This window comes from Streptomyces sp. UC4497, assembly GCF_054871485.1.
Map to the genome: position 1 here is coordinate 178,732 of NZ_JBTYHB010000008.1, position 14,937 is coordinate 193,668.

Annotated in this window: 13 protein-coding genes; 10 read left to right on the top strand and 3 right to left on the bottom strand. The window is 71.3% G+C overall.

Features of this window, described 5'->3' with window-relative positions:
- Positions 1-11: 11 nt before the first annotated feature.
- The 5 genes from ACYSUO_RS14035 (at position 12) to ACYSUO_RS14055 (ending at position 6,619) form a co-directional block, all read left to right on the top strand.
- The gene (locus ACYSUO_RS14035; RefSeq protein WP_461776410.1) at positions 12-2,591 is read left to right on the top strand and encodes a beta-L-arabinofuranosidase domain-containing protein; all 2,580 of its coding nucleotides are present in this window, start codon (positions 12-14) and stop codon (positions 2,589-2,591) included.
- Between the two features lie 181 nt (positions 2,592-2,772).
- Positions 2,773-4,212 (top strand): amino acid permease, encoded by a 1,440-nt coding sequence (locus tag ACYSUO_RS14040; RefSeq protein WP_461776411.1) that lies wholly within the window; start codon positions 2,773-2,775, stop codon positions 4,210-4,212.
- Between the two features lie 17 nt (positions 4,213-4,229).
- Entirely contained in the window at positions 4,230-4,538 is a 309-nt protein-coding gene (locus ACYSUO_RS14045) for a hypothetical protein (protein ID WP_461776412.1), read from the top strand.
- Between the two features lie 170 nt (positions 4,539-4,708).
- Positions 4,709-6,166, top strand: coding sequence for a CehA/McbA family metallohydrolase (locus ACYSUO_RS14050; RefSeq protein ID WP_461776413.1), 1,458 nt, complete (start codon positions 4,709-4,711; stop codon positions 6,164-6,166).
- A 69-nt stretch (positions 6,167-6,235) separates the two neighbouring features.
- Positions 6,236-6,619, top strand: coding sequence for a TOBE domain-containing protein (locus tag ACYSUO_RS14055; protein ID WP_461776414.1), 384 nt, complete (start codon positions 6,236-6,238; stop codon positions 6,617-6,619).
- On the opposite strand, the gene ACYSUO_RS14060 is transcribed toward ACYSUO_RS14055, so the two are convergent.
- Positions 6,564-7,253 (bottom strand): FadR/GntR family transcriptional regulator, encoded by a 690-nt coding sequence (locus ACYSUO_RS14060; protein WP_461776415.1) that lies wholly within the window; start codon positions 7,251-7,253, stop codon positions 6,564-6,566. The two genes, ACYSUO_RS14055 and ACYSUO_RS14060, sit on opposite strands and share 56 nt — an antisense overlap.
- A 199-nt stretch (positions 7,254-7,452) precedes the next feature.
- On the opposite strand from ACYSUO_RS14060, the gene ACYSUO_RS14065 reads away from it, so the two are divergent.
- Positions 7,453-8,619 (top strand): aminotransferase class V-fold PLP-dependent enzyme, encoded by a 1,167-nt coding sequence (locus tag ACYSUO_RS14065; protein WP_461776416.1) that lies wholly within the window; start codon positions 7,453-7,455, stop codon positions 8,617-8,619.
- A gap of 204 nt (positions 8,620-8,823) precedes the next feature.
- Positions 8,824-9,999 (top strand): damage-control phosphatase ARMT1 family protein, encoded by a 1,176-nt coding sequence (locus ACYSUO_RS14070; RefSeq protein ID WP_461776417.1) that lies wholly within the window; start codon positions 8,824-8,826, stop codon positions 9,997-9,999.
- A 9-nt stretch (positions 10,000-10,008) separates the two neighbouring features.
- On the opposite strand, the gene ACYSUO_RS14075 is transcribed toward ACYSUO_RS14070, so the two are convergent.
- Positions 10,009-10,221: an MFS transporter gene (locus ACYSUO_RS14075; RefSeq protein WP_461776418.1), complete on the bottom strand. Its 213-nt coding sequence runs from the start codon at positions 10,219-10,221 to the stop codon at positions 10,009-10,011.
- Between the two features lie 295 nt (positions 10,222-10,516).
- On the opposite strand from ACYSUO_RS14075, the gene ACYSUO_RS14080 reads away from it, so the two are divergent.
- From ACYSUO_RS14080 to ACYSUO_RS14090, 3 genes are all read left to right on the top strand, one after another.
- Positions 10,517-11,761: an ROK family transcriptional regulator gene (locus ACYSUO_RS14080; protein WP_461776419.1), complete on the top strand. Its 1,245-nt coding sequence runs from the start codon at positions 10,517-10,519 to the stop codon at positions 11,759-11,761.
- A 62-nt stretch (positions 11,762-11,823) separates the two neighbouring features.
- The gene (locus ACYSUO_RS14085; protein WP_461776520.1) at positions 11,824-13,299 is read left to right on the top strand and encodes a sulfatase-like hydrolase/transferase; all 1,476 of its coding nucleotides are present in this window, start codon (positions 11,824-11,826) and stop codon (positions 13,297-13,299) included.
- The gene (locus ACYSUO_RS14090; protein WP_461776420.1) at positions 13,296-14,204 is read left to right on the top strand and encodes a formylglycine-generating enzyme family protein; all 909 of its coding nucleotides are present in this window, start codon (positions 13,296-13,298) and stop codon (positions 14,202-14,204) included. Before ACYSUO_RS14085 ends, ACYSUO_RS14090 begins: the two co-directional genes overlap by 4 nt.
- Here ACYSUO_RS14090 and ACYSUO_RS14095 read toward each other — a convergent pair.
- Positions 14,192-14,893 (bottom strand): B3/B4 domain-containing protein, encoded by a 702-nt coding sequence (locus ACYSUO_RS14095; protein ID WP_461776421.1) that lies wholly within the window; start codon positions 14,891-14,893, stop codon positions 14,192-14,194. The genes ACYSUO_RS14090 and ACYSUO_RS14095 overlap by 13 nt on opposite strands.
- Positions 14,894-14,937 lie beyond the last annotated feature (44 nt).

Consider the following 14,937-nt stretch of genomic DNA (forward strand, 5'->3'; position numbering starts at 1 on the left):
AGGAGCACGACGTGAGCCGCACCGAGAGATCCAACGGATCGTCTTCTCCGCAAGTCACCCCTGGCAGACGGCAGTTCATCGCTGTCGCCGCCACCGGGGTCGCAGCCGCCGCGCTGCCCACCACCCTGGGAACGGCGGCGTACGCGAGCCCGGCGTCCGGTACCGATGCCGCACCCCGAGCCGCGACGGGCGCCGTCGAGCCCTTCCCTCTCGACGCCGTCGCCCTGCTGCCCGGTGTCTTCCGCGACAACCAGGCACGCAATACCGCCTATCTGCACTTCGTCGACATCGACCGGCTGCTGCACACCTTCAGGAAGAACGTCGGCCTGCCGTCCGACGCCGAGCCCTGTGGCGGCTGGGAGGCACCCGACGTGGAGCTGCGCGGGCACAGCACCGGACATCTGCTGTCCGGGCTCGCGCTGACGTACGCCAACACCGGCGACACCGGCGCCCGCGACAAGGGGCGCAAGCTGGTCGCCGCTCTCGCGGAGTGTCAGGATGCCTCGCCCAAGGCCGGCTTCGGTAAGGGATATCTGTCCGCGTTCCCCGAGAGCTTCTTCGACCGCCTCGAAGCCGGGTCCGGGGTCTGGGCGCCGTACTACACCATCCACAAGATCATGGCGGGGCTCGTCGACCAGCACCGTCTCGCCGGGAGCGAGCAGGCCCTCGACGTGGTGCTGCGGCAGGCCGCCTGGGTGGACAAGAGGACCGGGGCGCTGAGCCACGACCAGATGCAGCGGGTGCTCCAGACCGAGTTCGGCGGCATGAACGACGTGTTCGCCGATCTGCACGAGATCACCGGTGACACCAACTGGCTGAAGGTCGCCGAACGGTTCACCCATGACGTCGTCTTCGACCCGCTCGCCAAGAACGAGGACAAGCTCGCCGGACTGCACGCCAACACGCAGATACCCAAGATGGTGGGTGCCCTGCGCCTCTGGGAGGAGGGCCTCGACGACCGCTATCGCACCATCGCCGAGAACTTCTGGCAGATCGTCACCGACCACCACACGTACGTCATCGGCGGCAACAGCAACGGTGAGGCCTTCCACGAGCCGGACGCCATCGCCGCCCAGCTCTCCAACGGCTGCTGCGAGAACTGCAACAGCTACAACATGCTCAAGCTGACCCGCCTGATGCACTTCCACGCGCCGCACCGCGTCGACCTGCTCGACTACTACGAGCGCACGCTGTTCAACCAGATGCTCGGCGAGCAGGACCCCGACTCCGCGCACGGCTTCAACATCTACTACACCGGCCTCGCGCCCGGCTCGTACAAACAGCAGCCCTCCTTCATGGGCAAGGACCCCAAGGCGTACTCCACCGACTACGACAACTTCTCCTGCGACCACGGCAGTGGAATGGAGACGCACGCGAAGTTCGCGGAGAGCGTCTTCTCGCACGACGACGAGCGGCTCCTCGTGAACCTGTTCGTGCCGGCGGAGGTGAAGTGGAAGGCCAAGGGAGTGAGTTGGCGGCAGACGACCGGCTTCCCCGACAAGGCGTCCACCACGCTCACCGTCACGGCGGGCGCCGCCGAGCACGAACTGCGGGTGCGGATCCCGTCCTGGACGAACGGGGCGCGTGTCACGCTCAACGGCCGGGCCCTCGGCGACCGGCCCAAGGCGGGCAGCTGGTTCGCGCTGCGCCGCCGCTGGAAGACCGGTGACCGGATCGAGGTCACCCTCCCCATGCGGCTCGCCATCGAGCCGACGCCCGACGACCCGGACGTACAGGCCGTGTTGTACGGGCCGGTGGTGCTCGCCGGACAGTACGGCGACCGGGGCGCGATGCGGATGCCCCGGCTCGACCCGAAGTCGGTGAAGCAGACGGCCGCCGCGCCGATGCGGTTCACGGCGCGGGCCGACGACGAGAACGTCACCCTGCTGCCCATCGCCCGCACCCACCACGTGTACTACACGGCCTACTGGCTGACGGGTGAACCGCCGCCCCCGCCACCGGAGTTCGCCGCCTGGCACCGCTTCGACGAGACCTCCGGAACGACCGCCGCCGACGCCACGGGCAACGGCAAGACCGCCCAACTGCTGGGCGGCGCCTCGTGGACGGCCGGCGGGAAGGTGGCCGGCGCGGTCGCCCTCGACGGCTCGGACGGTTACGTGAAGCTGGCCGACGACGTACTGGCCGGCGCGACCACGTACTCGCTGGCGACCTGGGTGAAGCTCGACGGGGCGCCCGCGACGTGGACCCGCATCTTCGACATCGGCAGCGGGGCCTCCGCCAACCTGTTCCTGACCCCACGCTCCGACACCGACACCCTTCGGTTCGCGATCACCGCAGGCGGCGCTGGGGCGGAGGAGCGCATCGACATCGCCCAACTCCCCACCGACACATGGGTGCACGTGGCGCTGACGTACGGGAACGGCACGGCCGTGCTGTACGTCGACGGCGCGGAGAAGGGGCGCAACGAGCACGTCACCGCGCAGCCGGACATGTTCGGCAACCACATCCGCGCCGGATACCTCGGCAAGTCCCAGTACGCCGACCCGTATCTGAAGGGCGCGCTCGACGACTTCCGGGTGTACGGGAAGACGCTGACGGCCGCGGAGGTGGCCGAACTGGCGGGGGCCTGAGGGCCGCGGTCGCCCGCGCCGTGGCCTGAGACGCCGTTCGTTTCGACCGTGTGAACGGTTCGTTGAACGCGTCCTGTCGCCCCGATGGCGTGCCAAAACTGTCCGACGGCGCCGCCACATGATCATCATGTGCCGGCGCCGCCGGACGGGCCCACGCCAGAGCGACGGAGAAGAGGCGGACGTGACGGACACCAGCGACAGATCCCTGCGGGACGACGGCACGACCGAGCCCTCCGGCGGCCCCGGTCTGCGCAGCGCCCTCAAACAGCGCCACATGACCCTGATCGCGATCGGCGGTGTCATCGGCGCCGGACTCTTCGTCGGCAGCCGCGTCGTCATCCAGGACACCGGACCCGCCGCCGTGATCTCCTTCGCGCTCGCCGGCGGCCTGGTCATCCTCGTCATGCGGATGCTCGGCGAAATGGCGGTGGCACGCCCGGCCGTCGGCTCCTTCCACGCCTACGCCCGCCTGGCCCTCGGCCCGCTGGGCAGCTTCACGATCGGCTGGCTGTACTGGTACTTCTGGGTCAACGTCGTGGCCCTCGAAGCGGTCGCCGGCGCCGAACTCGTCCGCGCCTGGCTCCCCGGCCTCCCACTCTGGACGATCAGCCTCGCCCTGATGCTGATCCTGACGGCGGTCAACATGCTGTCGGTGAAGACCTTCGGCGAGTTCGAGTACTGGTTCTCGTCGATCAAGGTGGCCGCGATCACGGTGTTCCTCGTCATCGGCCTCGTCTTCGTGGTCGGCCTGTGGCCGGGAGCCCACGACGCGGGCGGCGTCGACAACCTCACCGCACACGGCGGCTTCCTGCCGATGGGCGTGGGCCCGGTCCTCACATCGATCATCCCGGCGGTCGGCTTCTTCACCGGCGCCGAGATCGCCGCGCTCGCGGCCGCCGAATCCTCGGAACCGGGCCGCAACGTCGCGCGGGCGACCCGCTCCGTCGTCCTGCGCGTCCTGCTCTTCTACGTGGGCTCGATCTTCCTGGTCGTCGCGATCGTCCCGTGGAGCTCGGACAAGCTGAACGGCGGCCCGTACATCGCGGCACTCCAGGAGATCGGCATCCCCGGCGCCGACACCATGATGCGCATCCTGATCCTGATCGCAGTCCTCTCCTCGCTCAACGCCGGCCTGTACTCGGCGTCCCGGATCGTCTTCGCCCTGACGCGCGAGGGCGAGGCACCACGCGGCCTCACGAAACTCAGCCCCAGCGGAGTCCCACGCCGAGCCATCCTCCTCGCCACGGTCCTCGGCTACGTGGCCGTGGTCTTCGCGTACGTCTCCCCGGACACCGTCTTCTCCTTCATCGTGCACTCCTACGGAGCCGTCGCCCTCTTCGTGTACCTCCTGGTCGCCCTCTCCCAACTCCGCCTGCGTAAGCGCCTGGAACGCGAGGACCCCGATTCCCTGACCCTCAAGATGTGGGGCTACCCATACCTGAGCTACTTCACGATCGCCGCCATGGTCGTGGTCATCGCCGCGATGGCGATCCTCCCGGCAACCCGCGCGGACTTCGCCGCGAGCCTGCTCACGGTCGTGGTCGTCCTGACCTCCTACGCCGCCCTCCGTAGACGCCGCCGTGCACAGGCGGCGGCAGGACTTGACCTCAAGTCCTATTGAGCTTCTAGGTTCGCCCCATGAAGACACTTGTGCTGGGAAGGACGCCCGCGAGGGTGACAGAGGTACTGGCCACGCTGCGTGCCGACGGGTACGAGGCGGAAGGGGTGAGCACGGACGACGAGGCGCAAGGACTCCTTGAGACCGGGGAGTTCGGGGTGCTGATCATCGGCGGGGGAGTGGGGCCCCAATCCCGCGTGACGCTCAAGGAGTTCGCGGCGCAGCACGGAATCCGGCGGGTCATTGATGGCGCACTGACGGCACCGTTCGATGCGTATGTCCGCCGGGAGTTCGAGCCGCGAATCCGGGAGGCGGCGGCTACGGCGTGACGGCCGGACGGCACCACCCGGCCCACCGAACAATTCTGCGCACTCGCTGGCGCGCCGCGAAGAAGCGTGCTCAACTATGCGCACGTTCTTGCAAGTTGGTGAGCGAGTCTGCGCGGCCCGGGTGATCGCCGGGGGCCGGTGGCGCTCATGGTGCACTTCAAGGAGGCCGGGTGAGCAGCCGCCGTGTTCTGCGGGAGACCCGCACCATCGACCCCACGTCGATCGCGGAGCAGTATCTGGACCGTGCCCTCGCCCTCCCGGAGGGCGTCGGCACGCTCCGCGTCGAGTTGGACTTCGAGAAGGTCACCGACTGCTTCCAGCTCTACGCGGCCGCCCTCGACCCCGAAGGGTTCCTGCGCGGCCATGTGCAGTGCCCCGGTGACCCCGGGCCCCGCCGGCTGTCCTTCGAGGTGGGGGAGGACCGCGCCGACCTCGGGTGTCATGCGGGGCCGCTGCCCGCCGGGGAGTGGACCATCCGCATCGACCTCGACCGGTTCACGCAGGGCGGGAGCTATGAGCTGCGGGTGTACGTGGGCGATGCGGATGCGGATGTCGCGGACGTTGCCGTCGCACCCGTAGTGCGTACGCGAAGTGAGCGGGCGGCATCGGCACCGCAGTCACCTCCCACCTGGCTCCGCGGCGAGCTCCACTCCCACTCGCTCCACAGCGACGGCTCCGCCGACCTCCCCGCCCTGCTGGACGCCGCCCGCGCCGGCGGGCTCGACTTCCTCGCCGTCAGTGACCACTTCACGTCGAGTCACTGGGCGGAACTCACGCGTCTGGAGGAGGAGGGGGCCGCCGACGGGCTCGTACTCCTGCGGTCCATCGAGTTGACCTCCCACTTCGGCCACGCCAATCTGCACGGCCTGTCCCGGTGGCCCGGCACCTACGTCGACGCCGAGGGCTGGGACTTCGCCGATGCCGCCCGTGAGGTGCATGCCCAGGACGGGCTCGTGGGTGTCAACCATCCCTTCAGCGGCCGCCAGGCGTGGCGCAGGGACGACCACACCTGGGACGACGTCGACCTCCTGGAGATCGACAACTTCGGTCAGGGCGCCAACAACGACGCGGCCGTCGGACTGTGGGACCGGCTGCTCGCCGCCGGGCACCGCATCACCGGCGTCGCCGGCACCGACTGCCACCACCCGCAGAAGCCCGAACACCGGCTCGGCCAAGTCACCACCGTCGTACGGGCGGAGCGCAGCCGCGAGGGCATCCTCGGCGCGCTGCGGGCGGGCGAGGCGTATGTGTCGCGCGGGGCCGGGCTGCGGCTGTCCGCGCGTAGTGACTCCGGCGAGTGCGCGATGGGTGGGACCGTGGCCGTGTCGCCGGGCGGGCCCGTTCACCTCGACGTGGACGTCGACACGCCGCGGCCCGCCGTGCTGTTCATCCTGCGGGGCGGGCTGCTCTGGCACATGGAACCGGTGGAGGCCGGTGGTCCCGCGCGCATCCGCGTGACCGACCCGCGGCCGCTCCCCGGCCACTACCGCGCCGAGCTGCACGCCTCCAGCGACGACCCCTACTTCTGGGCCTCGTGCAATCGCTCGCACGCCTCCTCGCTCGCCGTCTCCAACTCCGTGTGGGTCGCCGCCACGTCCCCGCGGGAAGCAGAAAGGCACTCCGCATGAGATCCGCACGTGTCTGTCTCCTCGCCGTCACCGCTTGCAGCTCCGTCGTCGGCGACATCGACGAGCTTCGTGGCCGACCTGCCCTCCGCAAGGCCGCTCGCCGATGTAGCCGATAGGGCCGAGATCGCGGAGCGCGCAAGCCATCTCAACCACGCGCCTTGCCAACTGGCCCTGCGCCCGGCGGACATGACCGTGGTCGAGCCCGGGCACGCCGAGTGCCACTGGGAGGGCGCCCTGGAGCGCACCACGTACCACGGCAGGGGCCGCACCAGCTCGGTCCGCCTCGCCGACGGCACCCGCTGCCTGGTCGCCCACCGCGCTCCGCTGACGGCCCGCCCCGGGGACACGGTCGGACTCCGCGCGCTCGGCGGCTGCCTGGTTCCGCTCGACCGCCCCGTCAGCCCGGTTCCGGCGCAGGGCGCAGCTGCCGCAGCCACCTCTCCGTCCGGGTGAGGTGTGCGCCCGCCGCCGCAGCCGCGGCGGTGGGGTCGTGGGCGGCGAGCGCGTCGATGAGCGCCTCGTGGCCCTGGTCGCTCGCGGCGCGGACCGCCGTGCCCTGCGCGGAGCCGTACACGTTGTAGTGGCGGCCCCGGGAGCGCAGCACACCGGCGAGCGCGGCCAGGGTCTCGTTGCCGGAGGCCGCGCAGATCGTGGTGTGGAACTCGTGGTCCAGGTCGTGGAGTTCCTGCTCGTCCTCGGTGGCGCTCAGGCGCGCCTGTAGTTCCCGCAGCCGCGCGATCACCCGCTCGTCGGCGCGGGCCGCGGCCAGCGCGGCCGCCTGGCACTCCACGGCGCGGCGGGTGTCGAAGAGTTCGAGGATGCCGTCGAGGGGGAGTACGTCGACCATCGCGGCGAAGCCCGCCAGCATGTGCGCCGGACGCAGCGCGGAGACGAACGTGCCCGCGCCGTGCCGGGGTTCGAGCATCCCGAGCGCCGCGAGCGAGCGCACCGCCTCGCGCAGCGAGCCGCGTGACACCCCGAGCCGGGCGCACAGGTCGGGCTCCGGCGGCAGCTGTGCGCCCGGAGCCAGTTCACCGCTCGCGATCATCGCCCGCAGCCCGGCTGCCGCCGTATCGGTGGCCGTCATGGTCCTGCCCTCTTTGTCGTCACGTGTGCCCTCGCGCCCCCCGTGGGTCATCCGCGGAGTCATCCGATGAATCTGCCAGCGCGTCGTGAGGAAGATTCCCAGGATTCCCAACCACCACTGTTCAGCGCGCAATTTACCGCCTACGGTCCTGCGAGTACGACTCGACCGGACACAGTCATCGGATGACTCGCGGAGTGACATGTCTTCCCACCCCCTCGACGCCTGGGCGCTCGACCCCGACGTACGCCACCTCAACCACGGCTCCTTCGGTGCCGTGCCCCGTGTCACCCTCGACGAGCTGCGAGTGCTGCGCACGGAGATGGAGACCAACCCGTGCCGGTGGTTCCGCGGGCTCCCGGAGCGCGTGGCGCGGGCCCGCACCGACATCGCCCGCTACCTGCGCGTCGCCCCGGACACCCTCGCGCTGGTACCCAACGCCAGCGCCGGGATCAGTACGGTGCTGGGCTCGCTCGAACTCCCGCCCGGCAGCGAGGTGTTGCTGACGGACCACTCCTACGGCGCCGTCGCCCTGGGGGTGACACGGGCCGCCGAGCGGGCGGGCGCGCACGTACGGACCCTGCACATCCCGCTCGACGCGACCCCCGCACGGATCGCCGCGCTCTTCGCCGACGCCCTCGGCGACCCCGGCGCGCCTACCGCCCTCGTGGTCGTCGACCAGATCACCTCGGCCACCGCCCGCCTCTTCCCCGTCGCCGACATCGCCGCGCACGCCCACGCGGCAGGAGCCCTCGTGCTCGTCGACGGTGCACACGCGCCGGGCATGCTCGCCGACCCCCTCGCGGACGCGGGCGAGGCCGACTTCTGGGTGGGCAACCTGCACAAGTGGCCCTGCGCACCCCGCGGCACGGCCGCCCTCGTGGCACGCGGCGACCGGGCCCAGCGCCTGCACCCGCTGACCGACTCCTGGGGTGCGCCGTACCCGTTCCCCGAGCGCTTCGACCAGCAGGGCACGGTGGACCTCGCCCCCTGGCTCGCGGCGCCGCGCTCCCTGGACTTCATCGAGGAACGGTTCGGCTGGGACGCCGCACGACGGCAAATGTCCGAACTGGCGGGGGAGGCGCAGCGGTTGCTCGCGGACGCCCTGGGCGTGGACACCGCCCCGGTCGGCGGCAGCCCGGCCCCGGCCATGCGCCTCGTGCCGCTGCCCGACGGTGCGGCGTCGGACCAGGACGCCGCGCACGCGCTGGGACGCCACCTCGCTGACACCATCGGCTGCGAGACGGCCATCACGACCTGGAACGGCCGCGGCTTCCTCCGCCTGTCCGCACACCTCTACAACGACCGCAAGGACTACGCGTACCTGGCCGACCAACTCCCGACGGCCCTGACCGCGACCGCCTCGTAGCCCACGTCCTCGACCCGCGGCATCGCACCAACCCTGGTGTGTGCCGCGGCTTCGGCATGCTCGGCGGACGTGCGCTGCTGCGGGCGGCGGACAGGGCGGCACCCCGGTCGCCGCGCGGCGCGCCGTGGTGCCCACGACTCTCGTCCACTACGGCTAGGGTCGGGGGCCGAGAAGCCCGTCCCACCTCGGAGGAGCCCGCCACCGATGCCCGACACCCCCACCGCCCCCGTCATCCACGGCAACGTCCCCGGCTCCTTCGCCCGCAGTGTCCTCGCCGAACGGCACCCCGGGCTCATCGAGAAGGTGCGTGCCGCGTTCCCGTACGGGCCCGAGCAGCACCGCGCCCTGGACGCCCTCCTGCGGAACACGGCGGACGGCGTGATCGAGCCGCTGGGTGACGGGGCGCACGACCGGGAGCGCTGGGACGCGTGGGGGAGCGAATGGTTCGGGGAGTCGTGGTTCGACGCGCCGTTCCTGTGGGCGGAGAGCTACTTCTATCGTCAACTCCTCGACGCCGTCGGATACTTCGCGGAAGGCCCCTGGCAGGGCGTCGATCCCTTCCGGCCGTTCAAGCAGGCCGAGCTCGACACCCCCGAGACCGACGCCGAGCTGGGCGCGGTCGACCGCCTGGCCGAGGTGTCCGTGGCGGAGCGGGAGCGCGGGCTGCTGCTCGGGTCGCTCTGGGGCAACCGCGCCGACCTCGGCTTCCGTGTCACCGCCGACGGCGACGAACCGGGCGCGGACACGCAGCTCGTCGCCGACGACGCCGACGCGTTCTGGGCCGCACTGCCGCAGGGCGGCGGCGCCACGGTGAGCCTCGTCGCGGACAACGCCGGGCGCGAACTCCTCGCCGACCTGCTGCTCATCGACCACCTGCTGGAGAGTGGGCGCGCCACACGCGTGATCGTGCAGGTCAAGCCGTACCCGTACTACGTGTCCGACGCCATGACCGCCGACGTCGTCGACTGCGTACGGCGGCTGACCCGGGCGGGCGGCGCGGCGGCCGAGGCCGGTGGGCGGATCTGGGAGGCGATGGGGGACGGGCGGCTCGCGGTCCGCGCCCACCCCTTCTCCTGCGCGCCGCTGCCGTACGCCGACATGCCCGACGACCTGCGCGCCGAGTTCGCCGCGACGACGCTCACCGTGCTCAAGGGAGACCTCAACTACCGGCGCCTGGTGGGGGACCGCCTGTGGGAGCCCACGGCGTCGTTCGCCGAACGCGTCGCGTACTGGCCCACCCCCGTCGTCGCGCTCCGCACGCTGAAGTGCGACGTGATCGTCGGCCTGGAGGCATCCGTCCGGGACGCGCTGGACGCCGCCGAGCCGCACCAGAAGTGGCGGGTCAGCGGCGCCCACGCGCTCGTACAGGCGCGCATGTGACGTGACGGGTCAGGCCGCCGCGCGCTCCAGCGTCTCCAGGGACCGGCCCGCCGTCTCCCGGACGAACGCCGCCGTGAACGCGAACGCGAGGACGCGGATCCCCGCGAAGAGCGCGAAGGTGACGCCCGCCCCGGCCGTGAGCAGCACCGGGAAGACCAGCGAGACGGCGAAGTTGGCTGCCCAGTTCGTGCCCGAGCCGACACTCACATCGACGCCGCGCACCCGCAGCGGGAACGATCATCATCTGGTTGAGCGTCGACACCCGGCCGCGGATGGCGGTCGGGGCCAGCTGGGGATCACGGACGAGGACAGTCCGACGGCCACCCCCGTGACGACCCGGAACGCGCTGAGCGACACCGAGGCCCCGGTGACGGCAGGCATGACGAGCTCCCTTGCTGGTCGGCTCCGCATCATTGGCGTCAACACTCCGACGAAAATCAAGGGGGTTCGGACCAGCGGTTTTGATTTCTGTCGTGAGTCTTGACGTAAATGCGAGGGGCGGGGGAGTATCCGACCCATGGCAGTGGTCAAACACCCCACCGGGAACCCCACCGTGCTGCGCCAGTTGCGGTACGGGAACGTGGAGCGGGTCCTCCAGGTACTGCGCAGGCAGGGTCCCAGCAGCAGGGCCGATGTGGCCACCTCCACGGGCCTTTCGCGCACCACGCTTTCCGGCATCGTCGGGCAGCTGCTCGCCGACGGTGTCGTGACCGAGGAGCCCGCGGGCCCGCCCTCCGGCCGCGGCCGCCCGGTGCACCGGCTCACGCTCAACCCGCGCTCCGCCCAGGCGGTGGGCATCGAGGTGGGCCGCGAGCGCATCACCGTCGCGATCGCCAACGCGGCGCACGAGGTCACCGCCTTCGCCGGCACCCACCACGCACAGCGCTCGGGAGCCCGTGAACAGGCCGCCGCCGCCCTGGAGTTGCTGCGCGAACTCGCCGCCCGCGAAGGCATCGACCTCGCCGGACTCGGCGGTGTCGGCGTCGGCACACCGGGCCCCGGAGACACCACGGGCGGACCGGGTGGCACCACCGGCGGCACGTCACCTGCGGCCGGAGTGCCCCGGCACCGCCAGGCCATCGCCGACGCCGTCTCCGAAGCGCTCGATGTGCCGGTGCTCGCCGACAACAACACGCGGCTCGCGGCGCTCGGCGAGGCCATCTGGGGCGCGGCCCGCGGCGCCGGCGACGCCCTGCACCTCACGCTCTCGTACGGCATCGGTGGCGGGCTCGTCGCCGGGGGCCTGCTGTTCCGTGGCGCGCAGGGCGCGGCGGGCGAGCTCGGACACATCAGCGTCGACGCCGAAGGGCCGCGCTGCTGGTGCGGCGGGCACGGCTGCCTGGAGCAGGTCGCCGCCGTGCCCGCGCTGCTGCGGGCGGCCGGGCGGCGCAGCTGGGAACGGTTCACGGAGGCGTTCGCAGCCGGAGCCGACACCGAGCGCGCGGTCGTCGATCGCGCGGCGCTCGCCGTCGGACGTGCGCTCGCCGCCGCGTCCAGCACCGCCAACCCCCGCCGCATCGTGCTCGGCGGCGAGGTCGCCGAGCTCGGCCCGGTCTTCCTCGGCCGCGTCGAAGAAGCCTTCCGCCGGTACACCGCCTCCCGCGTCCACCGCGGCGTGGAACTCGTCCCGGCCGCGCTCGGCGAGCGATCCGGTGCGCTCGGCGCGCTCGCCCTCGTCTTCCACGAGTCACCCCTGCTCGCGGGGTACGCGACGGCGGAGGCGGTGGCACCCCAGGAGGACACCGCCACCCACGCCTCGTAGCACCTGTCCTGAACCGAACCACCCCCTCGTACGATCCGAAAGGCACCGCCGTGCGCCACAACATGCTGTTCCTGATGACTGACCAGCACCGGGTCGACACCCTCGGTGCCTACGGCAACCCGCACGTGCGCACCCCGAACCTCGACCGGATCGCCGCCGAGGGCACCCGCTTCGACAGCTGCTACACACCCACCGCGATCTGCACCCCGGCCCGCGCCAGCCTGCTCACTGGCGCCGCCCCCTTCCGGCACAAGCTGCTCGCCAACTACGAGCGGAACGTGGGGTACTTGGAGGACCTCGCCGACGGCCAGTTCACCTTCGCCGAGCAGCTCAAGGGTGACGGCTACAACCTGGGCCTGATGGGGAAGTGGCACGGCGGTGTCCAGCGCACCGCCGCCGACTACGGCTTCGAGGGCCCGAACCTGGAGGGCTGGCACAACCCCGTCGACCACCCCGACTATCTCGACCACCTCAAGGAGCGGGGCCTGCCCGAGTACGCGATCAGCGACCGGATGCGCGGCACCACCCCCAACGGCAGCCCGGGCAACCTCCTCGCGGCCCGCCTCCACCAGCCCGTCGAGGCCACCTTCGAGTACTACCTGGCGACCCGCACCATCGAGATGCTCGAACGGTTCGCGAAGGACGAGAACGGCGGCGAGGGCGACCCGTTCTTCCTCGCCACCCACTTCTTCGGCCCCCACCTGCCGTACATCCTGCCGAACGAGTACTTCGACATGTACGACCCCGAACTCGTCGAACTGCCCGCCTCCATGGCCGAGACGTTCGCGAACAAGCCGCCGGTGCAGAGCAATTACAGCCAGCTGTGGGCGTTCGACACCATGCCGCTGGAGGACAGCCGCAAGCTCATAGCCGCCTACTGGGGCTACGTGACACTCATCGACGAGCAGATCGGCCGCATCATGCAGGCCGTGCGCGACCTCGGCCTCGACGAGCGCACGGCTGTTTGCTTCACCGCCGACCACGGCGAGTTCACCGGAGGCCACCGGCTGCACGACAAGGGCCCCGCCATGTACGAGGACATCTACCGCATCCCCGGACTGCTCCGCGTCCCCGGCGGCGCGGCGGGCCAGGTCCGCGACGAGTTCGTCTCCCTCACCGACTACACGGCGACCATCCTGGAGCTCGCGGGCGCCGACGCCGCTCCGGCGGTCGACAGCCGCAGCCTGCTGCCTCTGGCCCACGGCGAGCACCCGGAGTGGGACGAGCACCACCTCGCCGAGTACCACGGCCACCACTTCCCGTACCCTCAGCGCATGCTGCGCACCCGCCGCTACAAGCTCGTCGTGAACCCCGAGTCACACAACGAGCTGTACGACCTCGAGGCCGACCCGGACGAGCTGCAGAACCGCTACGGGCACCCCGAACTGCGCGAGGTGCGCACGCAGTTGATGCACCGCCTGTACCACCTGCTGCGCGACCGCGGCGACAACTTCTACCACTGGATGACACCGATGTACGACGTGCCGACCGACTACGACACGACGCTGTCCGCGTTCGAGTCGGAGGGCGTGGCGTGAAGAGCTGCTGCTCGCCCACGCGCGACGCGGGCCCCGAGGCCACCGGTACGGGACCGGTCACCCTCACGCTCACCCCCCGCGACGAACCGTCCTACGACACCCGCGTCGACCTGCCCGGCGGCACCTTCCGCATGGGCAGCGAGGACTCCGACGCGAACCCCGGGGACGCGGAAGGACCGGTGCGCGAGGTACGCGTGAAGGCCTTCGCCATCGACGCGTACGCGGTCACCACCGCCCGGTTCGCCGCGTTCGTCGAGGCGACCGGGCACCGCACCGAGGCCGAACGCTTCGGCTGGAGCTACGTGTTCGCGAAGTTCCTGCCCGGCCCCCTGCGCAAGATCTCGCCGCGGCCCGACGCCACCCCGTGGTGGTGCGGTGTGGAGGGCGCGACCTGGCGCACCCCGGAAGGTCCCGGCAGCGACCTCGAAGGCCGCTGGGACCACCCCGTCACCCACGTCGGCTGGTCCGACGCTGCCGCCTACGCGAAGTGGGCGGGCGGCCGGCTGCCCACCGAGGCCGAGTGGGAGTACGCGGCGCGCGGCGGGCTCGACCAGGCCCGCTACGCCTGGGGCGACGAACTGACCCCCGATGGCGCGCACATGTGCAACATCTGGCAGGGCACCTTCCCCACCAAGAACACCGCCGAGGACGGTTACGCGGGCACGGCCCCCGTCCACGCGTTCCAGCCCAACGGCTACGGCCTCCACAACGTCGCCGGCAACGTGTGGGAGTGGAACGCCGACCTGTGGGAGCAGGGCGGAGACCCGAACACCCGCGTCATGCGCGGCGGTTCGTACCTCTGCCACCACTCGTACTGCAACCGCTACCGCGTGGCCGCCCGCACCTCCAACACGGCGGACAGCACGTCGGGCAACACCGGGTTCCGGGTGGCCTACTCGGCCTGAGCCCCGGCGACGTACTCCACCGTGACCTGCTCGGCGTGCGCGGCGAGCAGGCCGCGCAGTTCCTCGGCCGCCGCCTTCAGCAGATGCCCGTCCCGGTCCGCCCGGACCGTCTCCATGAGGAACGCGACGCGGGTCGAGTCCTCGGTGACACACGTGCGGTGCGCGTCGCGGTGGTTCCAGTGCCGGGTCAGTACGCCGGTGGAGTCGGCGTAGATGATCTCGCCGGGCTTGGGGTGCTCGACATTGTCGGGCTCGCCGAGCGGGGTGAACTCCTCGGTTCCGTCCGCGTAGCGGATCTCCACCACATCGCCGGTGACGTGGTCCAGGTCGAAGGCTCCGGCGGGCAGGCCGTGCCGTACGGAGACGGCGTTGTAGGAGTCGACCGCCGGGTTGATGCGCGGCAGCGCGCCCTTCTTCGCCATGCGGCGGCCGAGCGCGTCGACGCTGGGCCGGATGCGGCGCGGGTTGGTGCCGAAGGAGCGGTACGCGGTGTGCCACGCCTCAATGCGGGGATCGGACTCGTCGGCGGGCTGCCAGGAGCCGTCGGCGAGCTCGCGCTCCAGGTCGTCGAGGGCGGTGACGGTCTCCGGCCAGGGCTCGCGCCCGCGCAGACCCGTGGCCGTGACGACGGCGATCAAGGTGTCGGGGAAGGCTTCGGCGACGGCGGAGGTGAGGTGGAAGGCGGGCATCGGAGGCTCCGTATCTGGCGGGTGCGAGGGGTTCAAGAGGGGGC

Bases quoted from the DNA above. Each gene is read 5' to 3' on its own strand.
- ACYSUO_RS14080 (WP_461776419.1), top strand. From the start codon at position 10,517: ATGGCAGTGGTCAAACACCCCACCGGGAACCCCACCGTGCTGCGCCAG.
- ACYSUO_RS14065 (WP_461776416.1), top strand. From the start codon at position 7,453: ATGTCTTCCCACCCCCTCGACGCCTGGGCGCTCGACCCCGACGTACGC.
- ACYSUO_RS14095 (WP_461776421.1), bottom strand. From the start codon at position 14,893: ATGCCCGCCTTCCACCTCACCTCCGCCGTCGCCGAAGCCTTCCCCGAC.
- ACYSUO_RS14085 (WP_461776520.1), top strand. From the start codon at position 11,824: ATGCTGTTCCTGATGACTGACCAGCACCGGGTCGACACCCTCGGTGCC.
- ACYSUO_RS14060 (WP_461776415.1), bottom strand. From the start codon at position 7,253: ATGACGGCCACCGATACGGCGGCAGCCGGGCTGCGGGCGATGATCGCG.
- ACYSUO_RS14045 (WP_461776412.1), top strand. From the start codon at position 4,230: ATGAAGACACTTGTGCTGGGAAGGACGCCCGCGAGGGTGACAGAGGTA.
- ACYSUO_RS14070 (WP_461776417.1), top strand. From the start codon at position 8,824: ATGCCCGACACCCCCACCGCCCCCGTCATCCACGGCAACGTCCCCGGC.